The sequence below is a fragment of the Micromonospora sp. KC721 genome (genome assembly GCF_004348355.1).
Taxonomy (GTDB): domain Bacteria; phylum Actinomycetota; class Actinomycetes; order Mycobacteriales; family Micromonosporaceae; genus Micromonospora.
This window is the reverse complement of the sequence record NZ_SMJY01000034.1, coordinates 22769-39823: the sequence shown is the minus strand read 5'-3', so window position 1 is coordinate 39823 and position 17055 is coordinate 22769. Positions and strand designations below refer to the sequence as shown.

Sequence of the window (17055 nt, the reverse complement as noted above, 5' to 3'; positions counted from 1 at the left end):
GCCGGACGAACACCTCCGGGCGTCTGCCCACCGGCCACCACCTCCCATGAACGTCGGGAGACAGCCTGCCCGATCCGTCCTCAGAACCGACGGATTACACGATCAACGTTCAAAGACGAGGCACTAGATCCACACTCCCATGAGGGCCCCTTCCCGGATGGGAGGGGGCCCTCATCGTGGCTTGTGGAGGTGCTTGTTCCAGTGCTCAGCCCGTTCAGGCCACCCGGTGTGCGGCGGCCGCGTTCGAGCAGTCGGCGATGGTGACGGTCTGTGAGAAGCGGAGCGCGTCTCGTCGGGACCACCCGTTGATCCCGGTAGTGGTGTTACGGACGTAGAACCAGAGGTCGCCGGTCAGCGTGGCGCAGTGGACGTCGATCCCCTGACCCGGGTATCCCTGTCCGTGAGATTGGCAGTCCCTGTGCGGATAGGCGCGGATGTAGGTTCCCTCTCCCCACGAGATGCCGCCTCCGCCGTACAGGTCCGGATGGTGGCCGTGGCCGCCGCAGTGCGCGCTGGCCGGGCTGGCGGGCATCAACGCCAGCACCGATCCACTCATGACGAGCGCCAGCGCGGAAGCGATGGAAAGCAGCCGAGGTCGCATGTCGACATCCCTCACGATAGACATAGCTCACTGTCTATCAAGGATGCCACGGTTGCGCCCGGGTCGCGCGGCGTACTGCCCGCCTTGGACGCACCACTCCGCGGCCACCTGACGTAATGCCGCCATCACCGCCACCCGGGGCTGGTGACCCCGAAGGTTTGAGCTACAGCGCGGCGCGGGCCTCGTAGACAGCGATCACGATCTGAACGCGGTCGCGGGCGTGCAGCTTGGCGAGGATGTGCCGCATGTGCGTCTTCACCGTTCATTCGCTGACCACCCGCCGGGCGCCGAGCTCCTCGCTGGTGAGCCCGCGGCGACCAGGTCGGCGATCTCGCGTTCGCAGGGGGTCAGCGTGTCGAGGCCGCGGACGCCCGCCGCCGAGTGAGCGTGTCGCTTGACGACGCGCCAGGTGACGGCTGGGTCGAGCAGGGTCTACCCGGCCGGCACCACGCGGACGGCACGCCGCAGGTCGCCCGGTGGCGCGTTCTTGAGCAGGAAACCGCTGGCACCGGCCCGCAGCGCGGCGAATACGTACTCGTCGAGGTCGAACGTCGTCAGCACCACCACCCTCGAGCCGCTCTGGCCGGCGCGCGACGTACACCGTGTCCTTGCGGCCGGTCGACTCCGGCGACGGCGGCCGCCCGGCGACGGCAGTCACCGCAAACGCGGCGTTGTGGATGTGGAAGTTGTGCGGCACGCCCTGATCGTTGTTGATCACCACCGCTCGGTCACCCACCGTGGGCACCACATCGCCGATGCGGGCCATGTCCGTCGTCCTGCCGTTGATCGTGAAGTCGCCGAGGCGGAAGCGGCGTTCCGCACCGGCACCGTCCGCCCGTACCGGGACACCCGAACGGCAGCTCGGTCACCGGCACCACGTCCTGACCGAAGCCGTCCATCCCGGGCACCTCGTCGGATGGCCCTCCGCACGGAGGCTGGGGTGCCGACCATCGTCGGCACCCCAGCCGCACCAGCCTTCGGGGTCAGACCGTCAGTGCCTGGCCCCGTGGCGCCGGGTCAGTTCCGGAGGCTCCACTGCTGGTTAGCCCCACCCCAGCAGCCGTACAGCTGGATCCGTGTCCCGTTACCGGTACCGCCGGCATCGAGGCACAACCCTGACTGCGCGCTGGTGATGGTGCCGTTGTTGATGTTCCACTGTTGGTTCGCGCCGCCCTGGCAGTCCCAGAGGACCACCGGGGTGCCGTTGCTGGTGCCCCCACCTGAGGCGGCCAGACACTTGCCGTTCACCGTCAGTTGCCTGCTCGAGGTGTGGGTGAACCTCTGGTTCGAGCCACCCCAGCAGTCGTACAACTGGAGCTGGGTGCCGTTGGTGGTGCTCGCGTTCGGGACGTCGAGACACCGGCCGGACTGCTGGCCCACGATCATCTGGCCGGTACCGGGCGGTGGGTTGGTGGGGTTGCCGGGGTTGGAGGTGCCTTCCCGGACGGTGATGTCGGAGCTTCCCTGGCTCTGGTAGCCCTCGGTCGCCATGACCTGGTAGGCCCAGCTGCTGCCGAGGTTCAGGCCAACGCGGGCCCAGGCGTCGAAGTGGTTGGCGGTGGTGATGGTGCCACTGCTGCGCTTCTGCTGGCGGACGCTCCAGTACTGGTAGAACGTGGCGGGGCCGTCGATCGACGGCGCGTTGACCCGCTGGCTGCGGAGGATGTCGTAGGTGCCGCCGTCAGTGGTGACCGTGCCCAGCCGTTGGGCCCCGCTGCTCGGGTTGTAGCTGCCGAAGTTCTCCACGATGTAGTACTCGATGAGCGGGTTCCGCGTCCATCCGTACAGGGCGAGGTAGGTGTTGTTGTTGCCCGGGTTGTAGGTGCCCGAGTAGCTGACCGTTCGGCGGCTGCCGGTGGCCCAGCCCTTGCCGCCGACCCAGTTGTTAGTGCTCCTGCTCCACGAGCTGGAGTACCGGCCGTTCTCGCGCAGCACCATGCAGGCGTCGCCACTGTCTTTCCAGAACGAAAAGTAGAACCCGTTGTGCGTGCCGGTGGTGTTCGAGCAGACCTGCCGGTCGGCCTCGGCCTGGGCGGGGCTGGCCAGGAGCACGGCCGCGCCGGTCATGACCAACGCTACGGCGCATGCACTGCCGATGAGCATCCTGAGGCGGCCGCCTCTGCGACTCTTCCGTTGGACGGGAGCCTTGTGCATATGCATGCTTCCTCCTCGTGAAGGGCTGGCGGAAAGCCAGACAGCGTGATACGCGACCCGGTAGGACTGTCGGTGGCCGTGGTGTCGGGCCACCGTGCGTGGGCCATCACACGCGGTGGTGGGGGCCAGTCGTCACGCGTTCGACGACCGGAGTTCCGGGCCGCGGTGGCAGCCCGAGACAAAATTGAGTTATGTCAATGTCGCTGCCGCCAGTATCGACACCAGTTCGTCACACCGTCAACACCTATCGGAAACATTTCGGAAACCACACCTCGGGTCGGCCGGACCAGCCGGACGTTTTCCCAGGTTGAAGGGCACAAGGTCGGTCGTGTTGGTCAGGCGTCGATAGACCCGGAAGAAGGTGGGAAACGCACAACCTGATGATTCCGAAAGTTTCGGCCGTGCTCGCGGTGCTTGCGGCAACCCGTGCGGAGTGCGTGACAGAGGCGCAAGACGGGCCAAAGGCTTCACCGTCGTCACACGCCGCTGGATCGTCGAACGCACCATCGGCGGGCTCATGCACCACCTGCGACTCGTGCGCGACTACCAAGCCCGACCCGACAACTCCGCCAACATGATCACCATCGCCATGATCGACAACCTCACCAAACGCCTCACCACCAAAACCACCCCACCCCGGCGAGACGAGTAAAACCACATAACCGACCAAGTACGTGAATCAGACGTCCTCTGATATAGCCATCGGCCTTCCGTCACGCTCACAATCGGACGCGGGATCGGCTCACCATCCGTTGCATGCCGGGCGAGGAAATCTCGCCGCCCGGACCGGGGTCTACCGACCTCCGGGCGACCGGTGCCGGTCCTGAACGCGGATTCAGGGCGTGTGGGCGGCCGAGCGACCGCCCCACACGGCCCTACTGGTAACGGTAGGCGCGGATAACAGTCTGAGTCGTCTCGGCTCCGGTCGCGCCGGTTGCGCTCACGCGAAGGGAAACGTGTCCGCTTCCCCGGGGGTAGCGCAGCGTAACAGCACCCTTCGCCACCACGGCCGACTGCCAGGTTGTGCCGTCGTCGAACGAGAACTCCAGGGCGAGCTGTCGGACCTCGATCGGCCTGCCCGCCGTGTCGAGAGCCTTCACCGGCATCCGCTGCCGGGTGCCCGCGACCACCGCGTAGCGGGAGTCGAGCCGGGGCTCGTACCGGATCGTGAAGATCTCTGCGGGATCCTGGAACGCGAAGATCGACTGGGTCCGGGTGCCGAGGCCACCGATGCTGCCGGTGGTGTCCTGCGTGATCCGGTAGCTGGCCGGCCCGGCGGGCAGGCCGCTGGCAGCGACATACACCCAGTCCTGCTCGTCGAGCAATTCGTCGCCACGGTACAGCCTGGTGGTCACGGACTGTGTCGTGTCGTAGCCGGAGTGGGCGCCCGCGTCCGACACCGACGGGATGACAGCCTGGAGCGTGTCACCGGATCGGGTGACCCACTGCTGAGAATCGTTGAAGGCAGTTGTGTACGGCGCGGCGCCCCATTCCTGCACGGAGCTGCTGCCCGCGGGCGGCGCGAACGGCGAGCCGGTCAACCGGAGCCCGGCGATGCGGTCGCCGCCGGCCGGCATACCGATCGCGGTCTGCGGCAGCCAGGACGAGCCGGCCTGAGTGCTGTAGTAGTTGATTCGGTTCCCCGGAGCGCGCATCCCGAGGCGGCCCACGCCGAGCACCTCGCCATCGTCGCGACTGAACTGCATCCACTGGCGAGCGATCTGCCCGGGGGCGTAGCTGTGAATCGTCTGCGTCACGGCGGCGAGTTCGCCGATCCGGAACGCACGGTGATAGCCGGCCAGCAGGACGTCACCGGGTACCTGCTCGCCGACGTAGTACGCGTACGGGCTGTCCTGGCCGATATCTCCGCTGTCGCGCCGGGCCCAGGTGCTCATCACGTAACCGGTCGCCTGGACATGGGTGCCGATCTCGGCGATGCGGGCGTTGTCGAAGCCCTGCTGAAGGGTGCCGTAGCGCACGGATGCGCCGTCCACCTGCATCGAGACACCGAAGAAGACGCCATGGGCCTCGGCGGTACGGTCGGGTACCGACTGCCTGACCGGCTTGCCCTGGCGGGCGTCGAACGTGACAGACGTGTCTCCGCTGACGTCGAGGATCGGCTGGTACAGCAGCGCGGACCCAGAGTGGCTCTGAGTCGCCGAGGTGTGCAGATAGGTGGCCGTGGTGTACCGCCCCTTCGGGAGCCGGAGCGTCACGGTGCCGCTCGGGTCGTACGGGAACCAGGAGTCCCGGCCGTTGGGCTGGAAGATTTGGGTGAGGTAGTCCCTCGCGGGTTTGCCGTCAAGCCCGATATGACGCAGCGTGACCGCGTAGCGTTCATCCTCCTTGCGGACCGCGAGCGGCGTCACGACGCGCGTCTCGCCAGCGGTGGCGACGACATGCCCGGTCCACGGCCCCACGCCGAGGTGGCGGGTGTCAGCCGTGACGGTCACGTCGGCGGTACCACCGGGTGGTACCTCGACGCGCGAGGTGCTCAGCGTGAACGCCTTGGTGTGGGTCAAGTTCAGCGCCAACGCCACCGCGACAGAGCTGGTGTTGCGATACGTGATCGTCTTGGTGAGCGCCGTGTCGTCGTCATGCGGCCATGGCTGCAGCCCGAACGACACCGACGGCGGGTCGGCGGTGACGGTCTGCGTGATCGCCCGCCTCACGTCGACGCGGCCCGCACCCTGGTCGAACACGGCGTTGTCCGCGGTCCGCTCAGCCGCGCCCATGAGGGTGGCCTTCAGCTGATCGCCCCTCCATCCCGGATGCTCTTGCGCGAGCAATGCGGCAGCACCCGCGACGTGCGGGGTGGCCATCGACGTGCCATCGGCGGCAACGTAGGAAGCCGGGAAGTCCGCGGCAGGCTCGCCCATCTCGGTGCCCGCCGCACGCGCTGCGACGATGCCCACCCCAGGCGCGGAGATGTCGGGCTTGATCGCCTCGTCGCCGGTACGCGGGCCGCGGCTGGAGAACCCAGCCACCGCGTCGGAGCTGTCAACGGCGCCGACGGTCAGCGCCGCGTCCGCACTACCGGGTGAGGCGATCGTGCCCGTATCGGCGGCGCCGGCGTTGCCTGCGGCGATGACGAACAGCGCTCCCGTCTGCGCGGTCAACGCGGTCACAGCCTCCTCGAGAGGATCGACAGATGGGAAGTCTTCCCCGCCCAGGCTAACGTTGATCACCCGGGCGCCCTGGTCGACGGCAGCCCAATGCATGCCGGCCAGGATCGCCGACTCACTGCAGCCGCTCATCTCGCACACTTTGCCCGACACCACGGTCGCCTCCGGTGCCACGCCACGATACCTGCCGCCGGAGGCCACCCCCGTACCAGCGATGATCGATGCGACATGTGTGCCGTGCCCGACCCGGTCCCCCGTTTCGGCGGTGAAGTTTCGCTCTACGACGCGGCCGGCCAGGTCCGGGTGGCTCGCGTCCACGCCGGTGTCCAGAACGGCCACCGAAATACCCTTGCCGGTGTATCCGGCCTGCCAGGCGGCCGGTGCGCCGATCTGCGGCACGCTGCCGTCGAGCAAGGGCTGCCGCTTGCCGTCCAACCAGATCCTGTGCACCGCTCTGTCATTACGTGCGGCTTCCCACAGCGAGGCCGTCTTGTCCTTCGGCGCGCTGACCGCCACGGCCTTCACGGCCGTCAACTCCCGGGTCGTGCGTGCGCCGTGCTCGCTCACGGTCTTCTTGAGCGCCGGCAGAGCGGCAGCTTCCATGATCAACGGAACGGTCGACCGCCCGCGGTCGTCGTACCCGAGTTTGATGAGTTCCGAGATGTCGAACAGCCGCCGGTCGGCGCGTTGTGTCTGTACCAGGCGCTGGGCGTCGGAGGGAATGACCAGAAGGTGTCCCCCCACGACGGACATGGCGAACGACATGTCTTCGCGTCCGGCCGCAGGCTCGACGGAGGCCGTGGTGGCGGTCCTCGACGCGACGCTCACCCGGTCTCCGGTCACCAACGTCACGGTGTAGGGCCTATGCGCCGCCGGCGCCGCGGCCGCCGCTCGAGTCTGTGCGCCGATCGTTGTTGACACGGCGACCGACATGGCGGTAACGAGCAGGACAGCTGTTCGCCGTCGCACCGTATGGAAGGTTGTCATGCCACGAGTACGCTGGAATGCCGCGACAGGTTGCACGGCGGTCACACAAACTCGGATCGGACCACGCTGCCCACGAGGTCACAGAACCCTTCCGGCTCGGTGACGCCGGCGTCCGAGCAGGCGATCGAGTGCTGGTCTCCATTCTGGCCGCCGACCTCGATCCGAGCGTCAATGAGCATCCGGACGAGCGCAACACTCATCGCTCCGGTGAGCACTTCGCGTTCGGCCATGGGATCCACCGCCTGCCCGCCTCGAACTTCGACTGTCCCTGTCCGCTTTGCTCGCGCGACTCCCCGACCTCGAACTCGCGGACGAGGCCGGTTTGAGGCGTAGGTCGGCGGCCGCTTTCCGTTGTCTATCCGCCTTGCCGGGGCAGGCTCGAAGGAACGCGGCTCGGCGGTAGCCGGCGTGACAACCCGACCGGCAGGAGTTGTGGACGGCGAGAGGTTCCGTCCGATCCGCGGCTCGGACGGGACCTCAATGGTCGAACCGTCAAGCGGCGCACACCGGCTCGACCGCACCCCACAGGGCACGCTGGCGCAGCCGGTCCAGGTGGTAGCAGCAATCGGCGGCCATCCCGGCGACAATCAAGGAGACGGCGCACCGCGGGGATGGACCACGTAGGTCCTCCGAGGCCGCGAGCTGCCCGACGAAGGCCACGGTGATGCGGTCCAGCTGCGGACGCACCTCGGTGGCCAGGTCTGGACGCTCGGCGGGAGCTAGCTCCGGGCGCGCCGTCCATAGCTCGTACAGGCCCCGCTGCACGAACTTGCTCATCTCTATCTGGGCCCGGAAGAACTCGACCGTCTCTTCCGGGTCGATGCCTGCCTCGGCGGCCAGCGTGGCGGCCTGGTTCAGCACCTGCTGCTCCCGGGCCGGATCCTCGATCGGCGTACTGGTGCCGAATTTCGCGGCAGCCACCTTGTCGGCGAGCAGAATCCGCTCGGCGGAAAGGTTGACCAGCTGGGTCAGCGCGCCCGTCGTGACAGTGCGCCCAGGAGCCGCCTGCACGGGGACAGCATGGATCGGACGCGGGAGCTCGCCCTGCTCCTCAAGGTGGGCACCACGCGCCGGCAGGCAGCACGGATGTTGCGTGCGGAGACGGTGACGGCGACGACCATCTCGATGCTCATCGGTACGGCGATCTCGCTGGTAACGCTCGTGGCGTTCAGCACCGGCATGACGGGGTCATCGATGCCGCATGTGCCGCCGCACACCTACCTCACGGTGGTCGCCGCCGTGGCGACCCTCGCGCTGGCGGCAACGGCGATCTCCGCCAGATTCACGCTGAGAGGCGCCGGAAAGTAACGGCCGGAGGGCTGGCGGAGAAAGGCGATGCCGGCTGCGGTACTGGATGACGGCCCAGGTGACAAGCGTGCGTCGATGGTGAGTCCGAGGCTGATGATGCGGTACAGCACAACGGCGGCGATGGCGGTGCTGGTCTCGATGCCACCGGTGACCAGCCCGAGGACGAGCGCACTGTCGATGATCCCGAGGCCACCCGGGGTCTGTTGCGTTGGGCGAACCCCTTCCTCTTGGACTCAAGATCCAGTCTCAGGGGTCCACACCTCCGGGGGAAAGCCCAAGGCGGGCGGCGGGCGTAGGTGTTCTCCACGGCATCGGGGAGGACACCTACGCCTGAGCCGACCGGGACCTGTCACCCTTCGGGCATAGCCGACGAGTGGTGGTTGACGATCTTCCACTCGCCATTGCGCAGCTCGTAGACGTATGTGTAGCGGGCCTCGACCTGCTGACCAGTGGCAGCCAACGTGAATACGTAAACACCTGTGTCGATAGCACTGTTCTCATCGAGAATGTTTATGTAGGACTGCTTGATTTCGCCGTGCGGCTTCTTCTCGAGGAAGTGCACGAAATAGTCGACGATCTGCGCACGGTTGGTACGCACCTGGTTCGAGACCGTCGGGAGCAGTACGGCGTCGTTCGCGTACCGGTCCGCGACCACGTTCGGGTCGCCGGTGGCCAGCGCCGCGTTCCACTGGGTGAACAGGTTGGCAATCGTCGCCTTGGTCGGCTTCTGCGCCTTGGTCGCGGTGACCTTCGGGCGCTTGGCCTCACTCGCGTCAGCCCAGGCGAACGTGGGTGCACCCACCAGGGCAGCACCGGCGGCACCGGCGACAAGGATTCGAACTGTCCTGCGCATTACCCAACCCCTTTTCTGTCGAGTTGCTTATGAACAACTATGAGTCAGGGCCGTACAGCAACCAGACAAGGCAGGGAAAGGGAACTGGAAAGGTTGGGCCAGGGGAATGTTGGCCGAGGTTTCTGTCACCTAACCGTCACGAGGAGAGATCGTCAGGCGGCGCGCAGGGTGATACGCACCGCGGCGCCGCCCGACGGAGCCGCGGCGAGATCCACCGTCCCGCCGTTGTCCACCACGAGTTGCTTCACGATCGCCAACCCGAGGCCGAAGCCGGACCGCCCCTGGCCTGCCGGCCCACGCCAGAACCGGTCGAACGCCCGTTCCCGCTGGGCCGGCGACAACCCGGGGCCGTCGTCCAGCACGGTGATCACCACCTGGCTGTCCTGTCGGTGGACCGACACCGTCACGACGCCTTCGCCGGGCGAGAAGTCCAGCGCGTTGGAGAGCACGTTGTCCAGCATCTGCTCCAGGTGGCCGGGCGTGGCGAGGGCGAAGACGTCCGAAGCCGGGGCGTCCAGGCGCAGCTCGACAGTCCGGTCGTCGGCGACGGCACGCCAGATCTCGAACCGCTCGGCCACCACCCGGTTGACCGGCACCCGTGCGACCGGGGCCACCTGGGCCTGCGCCTTCGCCAGCGCCAGCAGGCCGTTGACGAGGCGAGTCATGCGGACGACCTCGGCCGTGGCCCGTTCGACGTCCTCGCGGGTCGTGGGGTCGTCAGTGCCGTCGGCGATGTTGTCCAGCGCCAACCGCAGCGCCGTCAACGGCGTACGAAGCTGATGCGACGCGTCAGCGACGAACGCCCGTTGCGATCGGATCAGCGCGTCGATCGTCTCCGTGGCGGTGTTGAGCGTACGTGCCAACGTGCGTACCTCGGCGGGCCCGGACTCCTTGGCCCGCGCGGTCAGATCACCGTCGCGGAGCACGCTCGCCATCTCGTTGAGTTCCCGCAGCGGCCTGGTCAGGCGCCGCGCGAGCAAACTGCCCAGCAACGCCGCCACGATCAGCACCGCCACAGCCAGCGCGGCGCGGAACAGCCAGATCTCCCGGATCCGCGTGTCGACGGGTGCGGCGGGATAGCTGATTCGTACCGCTCCCACCACCTCACCGTTCTCCGCCTGCGCCGGCACGGCGAGCACCAGGCCTTCGGCGTCCAGTGCCACGGCATGACCCCAGCGCTGCCATTCCCGGCCCGCCAACGCGGCGGAGAACGCCGCGTCGTCGCTGGCTACCGGCATCGGCCGCGGGCCTGCCGGACGCCCTCCGGCCAGCAGCACATCCATGCGCCCCGGCGTCTCCCGCTCGAAAGCGTCGACCAGGCTGTCCAACGCCTGCCGCGACGGATCGTCATCCACGGCGAGCAGCCTGGCGCCCGTCTCCGCCTCTCGACGTACCGCACTCTCGGTGTCGCTGCGAAGCTGCCCCGTCAACGTGACCGCCACCGGGATCGTGAAGCCGCCGATGGCGAGCGCGACCAGGAGGACATAGGTCGCCACGAGCTGGCGGACGATCATCGTGTGGCCAACCGGTAGCCGACGCCACGTACCGTCTCGATGGCAACGACGTCACCCAGCTTGCGGCGCAGTGCGGCGACGTGCACATCCAGCGTCTTGGTGGAGCCGAACCAGTTCGCGTCCCACACCGCCTCCATGATCTGTTCGCGGGTGAACACGGCGCCCTGCTCCTCGGACAACAGCACGAGCAGGTCGTACTCCTTGGGCGTGAGCGGGACCTCGGCACCGTCGAGGGTCACCCGGCGAGCGCGACGGTCGATCACCAGGCGCTGGGAGAGCACGACCTGATCGGTCGCGCTGTCGGAGGTGCCGGTGTTCATTCCCACGCGCCGCAGCACCGCCCGCATCCGGGCCACCACCTCACGAATGCCGAACGGCTTCGACACGTAGTCGTCGGCGCCGATCTCAAGCCCGACAACCCGGTCGACTTCCTCCGAGCGGGCGCTGATGACGATGATCGGCACCCCACTGCGAGAACGGAGGTGGCGACAGACGTCGAGACCATCCGTGTCCGGAAGGCCGAGGTCGAGCAGGACCAGATCCTGCCCGGACGCCGCCAACGCCTCGCCGCCGGTGCGGACCCAGTCCACCTCGAATCCGTACCGCGCCAGCCCGCGCTTCAGCGATTCCGCGACCGAGTCGTCGTCCTCCACCAGCAGCACACGCACCGCGCCATCTTTCCACGCGCCCTGCCAGCGCTCATGATCATGTGCACCGCACGCGGCCAATCAACCGCAACGGGCGTTCTTGCATCTTGTGCGCCCGAAGGGACTCGAACCCCTAACCTTCTGATCCATAGGTGGCGACGCTGCCGGCAAGTAGCCCGGCGAAGGTCTCCACCGCTTCGGGTAGCTGGCCGTGCCGGGTGGCGCAGTACCAGGTGCGGTGCTGCTCAGCGCCCTCGACAGGCACGGTGACTACGCCGTGACTGGTGAGGTAGGGCGCGACGGTCCAGGTGGGCAGCACCGACACCGAGTCGCCAGAGGCGATCGTCTCGATCAGCAGCTCGGTGGTGATGGGTGCCGTGGTCAACCGGGCCGGGCGGGCCCGCGCGGGGATCGGCAGCGCGACCGTCGGCGACCGGCTCTGGTCGTAGGCGTCGGACAGGAGCAGATGGACGTCAACGAAGTCTTCGGCCCGCACCACGGCGCGCCCCGCCCAGGGGTGGTTGGTGGACACGACGGCGACCAGTTCGTCGTCGAAGAGTCGCTGAAGTCGCAGCCGTTCCATCGCCACGTCGAGCTTGCAGGCGAGGGCGAGGTCGAGGTCTCCGGCGAGGAGCGCGGGGATCACCTCGCCGTCGGGCAGGTGTTCGACCAGCACCTCCACGCCGGGCATCCGCTGGCGGAACGCGCGCACCACGGGCGGCAGCCACTGGTAGGTGCCGGCGCACTGCGAGGCCAGCCGCACCGGTCGTGTCCGGCCGGCTGCGGTCCGGCATATCTCGTGCGTCGCGGCCCGCACCTCAGCCAGGGCCCTGTGCGCGGCGCGCAGCATCCGCTGGCCGGCCCGGTTGGCGATCAGGCGTCGGCCGCGTCGCTCGAACAGCGGGGTGCCCAGCCGCTCCTCGAGCCGGATCAGTCGCTGGCTCAGCGCCGGCTGGCTGAGATACAGGTGTTGAGCGGCGGCGGTGAGGGTGGTGTGCCGGTCCAGGGCCTCCAGCAGCTCCAGGTCCCGCAGGTCGACATCCATAACCGCAGTTTATCGATGACATCCAGAGTCGGTATTGGATGAATAGCTCGACTGTTCATAGCGTGGAGTCGCGTGCCGGCCAAGGCGCCGGAGCGAGCTATCGACGAGGCAAGGAGCAGCGATGACGCGAGTCGCGATCATCTACCACAGCGGATACGGACACACCCGGGTGCAGGCCGAGGCGGTGCGCGAGGGTGCCCGTTCCGTACCCGGGGTACGGGTCGACCTGATCGCCGTCGACGATCACGACCGGTACGGGGACGTGCTGGACGCAGCCGACGCCATCGTGTTCGGCGCCCCCACGTACATGGCCGGACCGTCCGCGCCGTTCAAGGCGTTTCTCGATGCCACCGCCGGCCGCTGGGCCGAGCAGCGGTGGAGGGACAAGCTAGCCGCCGGTTTCACCAACTCCGCCGGCTTGAACGGCGACAAGCTTGCCACCCTTCAACACCTGGCCCTGTTCGCGATGCAGCACGGCATGGTGTGGGTGGGGCTCGGCCTGCTGCCGGGCAACAACACCAGCACCGGCTCGCCGGAGGATCTCAATCGGCTGGCGGGCTTCCTCGGCGCGATGGGCCAGTCCCCGGCCGACCTCGGCCCCGAAGCCGGCCCGTCCGCCTCAGACCGGCGCACCGCCGAGTACCTGGGCCGACGAGTGGCGCGGATGGCGCTGAACTGGCGCCCTGCCGCCGATAGCGCCGAACTCACGAAGGCGGTCCCGGCGTGAGCGGCGCCCTCAGCGAGCCGGACCCGGCCACCCGCGCGGACATCGACGAGGTCCTCCAGGAGTACTTCGACGGGCTCTACCACAGCGACACGGCCCGCTTGTCCCGCGTGTTCCACCCGGGGGCGGTGTACGCCACGGCCACCGACGGGTCCCTGACCCGGCTCACCATGGACCAGTACTTCCCCGTCGTGGCGGCGCGTCCGGCGCCGGCCTCCCGTGGCGAGCCGCGACGCGACGGCGTCGTCGCCGTGCAACTGGCCGGTCCGGCCACCGCCAGCGCCGTGGTCACCTGCGCCATCGGACCCAAGCGCTTCACCGACCTGCTGGCACTGGTCTACCTCGACGGCCGCTGGCAGATCATCAGCAAGGTTTTCCACTACGAACTCGTCCCGGAGGAGTCGACGACATGCCCTACGTGAACATTCGGGTCACCGACGAAGGGGTCAGCACCGCCCAGAAGGCCGCCCTGATCGCCGGCGCCACCGAACTGCTGTGCCGGGTACTCGACAAGGAACCGGCCACCACCCACGTGGTGATCGACGAGATCCCGCTCGCGAACTGGGGCGTGGCCGGCCTGCCGGTGCAGGAGTATCGCCGCCGGGCGCTCCCGCCGGTGGGCTGAACACGGCCCCGGCTCGCAACGGCGTACACCCAGCTGCCGGGCGGCTGGTGCGCCAGCAACGCCGGTGTGGTGGGTTTCTTCGTCAGGCAAGTTCGGTCACGCCTGCGTCCGGGTCGAAAAGGACGGACGGTGCCCTCGTCATCGACCCGGGTGCGATGACCGCCGAATTCGAGGCGCTGACCCATGTCGACGGTGTGCTCATCACGCACGAACACTTCGACCATTCCGAGCCGGAGCGGCTGCGCGCGATGCACCAGCGTGGCCACCAGTCGGTCCCTGAACGCGAACTGGTGTTGTCGCCCCAGCGCCAATCCCACGCCGACGCGCCCGCGCGGCAAGCCGATCACGGTGCCGGGCCTGCCAGCGCGGCGCCAGCTCCGCGACCAGGCGCTTGATCACCAGCTGAGACGGCCCTGTCATCCGACGATTCATCATGATCGCAGCACCAACGATGACAGAGCCAACGATCACCGATGCTCAGAGATCCGGAACCATGCACGAGGTCGTTACAGTAGCCGCAATATTGCGTCACCCTGAGTATCGTTCTATGCAGAGCGCCTGGAGGACGAACCCTTGTAGACGCACTCACGCGACACGGAAGCTGACGACGTCAGAATCGCGTGTGAGGTTGCATGTCATGCCGATGTTCACAAACGCTCGACACTGGCCAGTGTGGACTGTCACGATCGCCCACGTCCTTGATCAACAAATCGGATGAGGTAACCGTGAACACTCCCAAACGGCGGCTGCTCCCATGGGGCCTGGCCACCCTGGCTGCCCTGGCCATGGCTCTCGGCACCGCCACGCCGGCAAGCGCCGACGACGGCGCCGGAGGGGCGCACGCGGACGTCCTGTCGATCACAGAGAACGCCGACGGCACCGTCGTCGAGAGGCTCTTCCGGCCGGCGCCTGGCGTCACGCCGGCCCAACTGGCCCAACTGCTGACCGAAAGCGGCGTACCCAACGTCGTGATCCGGGAGGACGACGACATCACCGCACAGGCCGCCGCGTGCAAACAGGGCACCGCACGCACCTGGGCCAGCTCGGCTACCTGCTTCGTGAAGTGGGCCAAGAAGGGTAACCCCCGGCCGGTCATCCACTTCCTCGACCGCTCCAGCGCCAAGTGGCCGGTCGGCCGCGCGGTCACCGAGTGGAACAAGGCCTCCGGCATCGACTCCATCTACCGCGCGCCGAGCGCCGGCTGCGCCAGCAGCGCTCACTGCGTGGAGGTGGTCAGCGCCAACTATGGCGCGAGCGGCTGGATGGGCGAGACCGTCCGCCACCTCAACGCCGCCCGGACCTACCACACCCACGTCTCGGTCTACCTCAACGATCACTACCACAACAACGAGAGCGTCCGGTGGGAGACGTCCTGCCACGAGCTCGGCCATGTGCTGGGGCTAGGCCACAACACGTCGAAGTCGAGCTGCCTGTACGCGTACGGCGCATCCGACGTCAGCAAGTACCCGAACAGCGACGACCGGGCGCTGATCACGCGCTTCTACTGATCCCGCCCAGGCGTAGTGCACGGCGGCACGCCAGCGCGAACTGAGCGGACACCTCGTCTCAGCCGTCTCGGCGACTGACACACGACAATCACGGCCTCGGCCACCGCGACCTGCTCGCGGTGGCCGGCGCTGTCATGGTTGCGATCCTTGCCCGGCGCGGTGGCCGGGGCATGGCTACCGCGCCGAGGCCTTCGCCCGGGCACTCCTGGTTACGGCACCAACGAATCACGCCCGACACGCCCCGCCAACGGCAAAGTCGCGCTTGAGGTGGACGACGTCGACCCGGCCTACTCGCTGATCCCTCTGCGGGCCGAGACCACCCCAAGAGCAAACGGGCGCGGGAGGTCTCGGCGGCCTACGGCGCTGCCACCGCCCAGTTGTTCGCAGCCTACCTGCGGCACCGACGCGAGCGCTTCGGCCGGCTCGGCGGCGCGCTGCTGCGCAGCGAATCACCGCGCAATCACGGTGCCATGCTAAGCCGCTGGAGCTGGTCGAAGATCGTCGAAGGAATCGCCGTCCGCTCCGGGGTCGTGCGGCTGTCCACGCACACCTTCCGGCATCTGTGCCTCACGGACCTAGCCCGAGCCGAGTGGACGCTCGACCAGTTCACCCAGTACGCCGGAAACCTGACCTCGACACCACGCTGTAGTACATCCACCTCAGCGGCCGGATGCTGGCCGAACGGCTGCACCGCAGCATGAGCAGGCGCAGCGATAGGCGCTGCTGGCCTCGCTGACGGACGGTGGCCGAATGACCGCCCTGCCCGCCGCCAGCCTGGTCCCGGCAGCCGACCGGACTGGTCCAGCTTCGCGGTCATAGCGGGAACGCCTGCCGGCGGCCTGATCCCGAACGACGTGCAGGTCACCAGTCTCGGCATGAAGAACACCGCCTGGGCGGTGGTGGTGCCCGACGCCATCAGCGTGTTCAACGCTGCGCAACATCATTGAGCCCATCGACGCCCTCACGACGTCCTGGCCGAAGGACCACCAGAACGCGCCGAGCAACCTGCTGCGGTTGATGAGCCGCCGCCAAGGGCCGTTCTGGCAGTGGGACGAGGCGGCCTGGACTCAGTTGTGCAGCCACGGTGCACCGCCTCGCCGACCTGATGTTCGGTGCCGAGCCGGTCCGCGCGGCGATCGACGAGACGATCGGCGTACTCACCGCCTGGGGCACCCACCGTGAGGCGCAGAGTGCGACGAGCGGCAACGCGTCCTGGACGTCATCCTCACCACCGGCAGCGCGTCGCTGCGCGAGGTCACCTACGACCACCTCGTGCAGCTCGCTCGCGGTTCGACCCGCGCCGGGGTGCTGTCCTCACCGGTGTCGGTCCGCGCCGCACTTGGCCGCAACCCGCGCATCATCGACGACGCGGCCTGGGCCAAGCTCATGGCCGCCGGACTCACGCTCAACACCGAGGACCTCGCCGAGTACGGCTCCCCCGCCGCCCGCGAAGCCGGCAGCCTCCAGACCGGTGATGCGCCTGGTTGCGGCCCGTGGACCTGCCTCCACGACGAGCCAGTGACAGCCGACGCCGGGCGCGGGACGGTGGCGTGAGCCTCGCGCACACCACCGCCCCACGCATCGGATCCCTCTGCACCGGGTACGGCGGGCTCGACATGGCCGTCGAGCTGGTGCTCGGCGGCCAGCTCACCTGGTACGCCGAAACCGACCGCCACGCCCACACAGTCCTGGCCCACCACTTGGCCCAGATCAGCCGAGGTTCGGTTCTTGCTCGTCAATGGAGTCCAGCACCTGTGGCGCCCGGCCCGGTCCTGCACACTGGCCGCAGGACCAGAGCGGCCGGGAACGGCGTGCGGGAGTCAGGCGACCGCTCACGTACGGGCCTTAGCAGATGTGCTGCCGCTCGGTTGCCGGATTCCTGTCGCAGGACGGCTCACCGGCGCCGTGTAGGCCCGCGTACCGATCGACCGGTCGACGTTGCGGCCAACCGATCGAGGCGTCGG

At 68.1% G+C, this 17055-nt stretch carries 19 protein-coding genes and 2 pseudogenes; 9 read left to right on the top strand and 12 right to left on the bottom strand.

Features of this window, described 5'->3' with window-relative positions; all coding sequences use genetic code 11:
* Nucleotides 1-214: 214 nt before the first annotated feature.
* The 5 genes and pseudogenes from E1182_RS09185 to E1182_RS09175 all read right to left on the bottom strand — a co-directional run bounded on the left by E1182_RS09185 (nt 215) and on the right by E1182_RS09175 (nt 2668).
* Nucleotides 215-601, bottom strand: a complete 387-nt coding sequence (locus E1182_RS09185; protein ID WP_132262922.1) for a hypothetical protein — start codon at nt 599-601, stop codon at nt 215-217.
* Nucleotides 602-764: 163 nt separating this feature from the next.
* Nucleotides 765-860 (bottom strand): hypothetical protein, encoded by a 96-nt coding sequence (locus E1182_RS32805; RefSeq protein ID WP_305792122.1) that lies wholly within the window; start codon nt 858-860, stop codon nt 765-767.
* 173 nt (nt 861-1033) lie between these two features.
* Nucleotides 1034-1165 carry a hypothetical protein gene (locus tag E1182_RS32715; protein WP_256370825.1) on the bottom strand — a complete coding sequence of 44 codons (132 nt, stop codon included), beginning with the start codon at nt 1163-1165 and terminating at the stop codon, nt 1034-1036.
* 37 nt (nt 1166-1202) lie between these two features.
* Nucleotides 1203-1388: pseudogene (locus E1182_RS32955) on the bottom strand (multicopper oxidase domain-containing protein); the annotation flags it as partial.
* Between the two features lie 230 nt (nt 1389-1618).
* Nucleotides 1619-2668, bottom strand: a complete 1050-nt coding sequence (locus E1182_RS09175; protein WP_165942562.1) for a glycoside hydrolase family 11 protein — start codon at nt 2666-2668, stop codon at nt 1619-1621.
* Between the two features lie 541 nt (nt 2669-3209).
* Between E1182_RS09175 and E1182_RS09170 the strand changes: the two are divergent.
* Nucleotides 3210-3407, top strand: a pseudogene (locus E1182_RS09170) (IS5/IS1182 family transposase); the annotation flags it as partial.
* Between the two features lie 223 nt (nt 3408-3630).
* On the opposite strand, the gene E1182_RS09165 reads toward E1182_RS09170, so the two are convergent.
* From E1182_RS09165 to aroQ, 3 genes are all read right to left on the bottom strand, one after another.
* Nucleotides 3631-6732 (bottom strand): S8 family serine peptidase, encoded by a 3102-nt coding sequence (locus E1182_RS09165; protein WP_165942561.1) that lies wholly within the window; start codon nt 6730-6732, stop codon nt 3631-3633.
* A gap of 176 nt (nt 6733-6908) precedes the next feature.
* Complete coding sequence (locus E1182_RS09160; RefSeq protein ID WP_132262911.1) at nt 6909-7097, bottom strand: hypothetical protein; 189 nt, start codon at nt 7095-7097, stop codon at nt 6909-6911.
* A 262-nt stretch (nt 7098-7359) separates the two neighbouring features.
* Nucleotides 7360-7878, bottom strand: a complete 519-nt coding sequence (aroQ, locus tag E1182_RS09155) for a gamma subclass chorismate mutase AroQ (RefSeq protein ID WP_207921327.1) — start codon at nt 7876-7878, stop codon at nt 7360-7362.
* Nucleotides 7879-7887: 9 nt separating this feature from the next.
* On the opposite strand from aroQ, the gene E1182_RS09150 reads away from it, so the two are divergent.
* Nucleotides 7888-8175, top strand: coding sequence for an FtsX-like permease family protein (locus E1182_RS09150; protein ID WP_132262906.1), 288 nt, complete (start codon nt 7888-7890; stop codon nt 8173-8175).
* 349 nt (nt 8176-8524) lie between these two features.
* Here the strand turns inward: E1182_RS09150 and E1182_RS09140 are convergent, their stop codons facing one another.
* From E1182_RS09140 to E1182_RS09125, 4 genes are all read right to left on the bottom strand, one after another.
* Nucleotides 8525-9028 carry an SgcJ/EcaC family oxidoreductase gene (locus E1182_RS09140; protein WP_132262903.1) on the bottom strand — a complete coding sequence of 168 codons (504 nt, stop codon included), beginning with the start codon at nt 9026-9028 and terminating at the stop codon, nt 8525-8527.
* 152 nt (nt 9029-9180) lie between these two features.
* Entirely contained in the window at nt 9181-10542 is a 1362-nt protein-coding gene (locus E1182_RS09135) for a HAMP domain-containing sensor histidine kinase (RefSeq protein ID WP_207921326.1), read from the bottom strand.
* Nucleotides 10539-11210: a response regulator transcription factor gene (locus E1182_RS09130; RefSeq protein WP_132262933.1), complete on the bottom strand. Its 672-nt coding sequence runs from the start codon at nt 11208-11210 to the stop codon at nt 10539-10541. Before E1182_RS09130 ends, E1182_RS09135 begins: the two co-directional genes overlap by 4 nt.
* A 112-nt stretch (nt 11211-11322) precedes the next feature.
* Nucleotides 11323-12234, bottom strand: coding sequence for a LysR family transcriptional regulator (locus E1182_RS09125; protein WP_132262900.1), 912 nt, complete (start codon nt 12232-12234; stop codon nt 11323-11325).
* 121 nt (nt 12235-12355) lie between these two features.
* Between E1182_RS09125 and E1182_RS09120 the strand changes: the two genes are divergently transcribed.
* The 7 genes from E1182_RS09120 (at nt 12356) to E1182_RS09080 (ending at nt 16645) form a co-directional block, all read left to right on the top strand.
* Complete coding sequence (locus E1182_RS09120) at nt 12356-12961, top strand: flavodoxin family protein (protein WP_132262898.1); 606 nt, start codon at nt 12356-12358, stop codon at nt 12959-12961.
* Nucleotides 12958-13380, top strand: a complete 423-nt coding sequence (locus tag E1182_RS09115) for a nuclear transport factor 2 family protein (RefSeq protein WP_132262895.1) — start codon at nt 12958-12960, stop codon at nt 13378-13380. The genes E1182_RS09120 and E1182_RS09115 overlap by 4 nt, the downstream gene beginning before the upstream one ends.
* A complete protein-coding gene (locus E1182_RS09110) occupies nt 13368-13583 on the top strand; it encodes a 4-oxalocrotonate tautomerase family protein (protein ID WP_132262893.1) in 216 nt (71 codons plus the stop codon). Before E1182_RS09115 ends, E1182_RS09110 begins: the two co-directional genes overlap by 13 nt.
* A 155-nt stretch (nt 13584-13738) precedes the next feature.
* Entirely contained in the window at nt 13739-13978 is a 240-nt protein-coding gene (locus tag E1182_RS31625; protein WP_207921325.1) for a hypothetical protein, read from the top strand.
* Between the two features lie 330 nt (nt 13979-14308).
* Nucleotides 14309-15091 (top strand): matrixin family metalloprotease, encoded by a 783-nt coding sequence (locus tag E1182_RS09095; RefSeq protein ID WP_165942560.1) that lies wholly within the window; start codon nt 14309-14311, stop codon nt 15089-15091.
* Between the two features lie 377 nt (nt 15092-15468).
* Nucleotides 15469-15792, top strand: coding sequence for a site-specific integrase (locus E1182_RS09090; protein WP_132262888.1), 324 nt, complete (start codon nt 15469-15471; stop codon nt 15790-15792).
* 571 nt (nt 15793-16363) lie between these two features.
* Entirely contained in the window at nt 16364-16645 is a 282-nt protein-coding gene (locus E1182_RS09080; protein WP_132262886.1) for a hypothetical protein, read from the top strand.
* Nucleotides 16646-17055 lie beyond the last annotated feature (410 nt).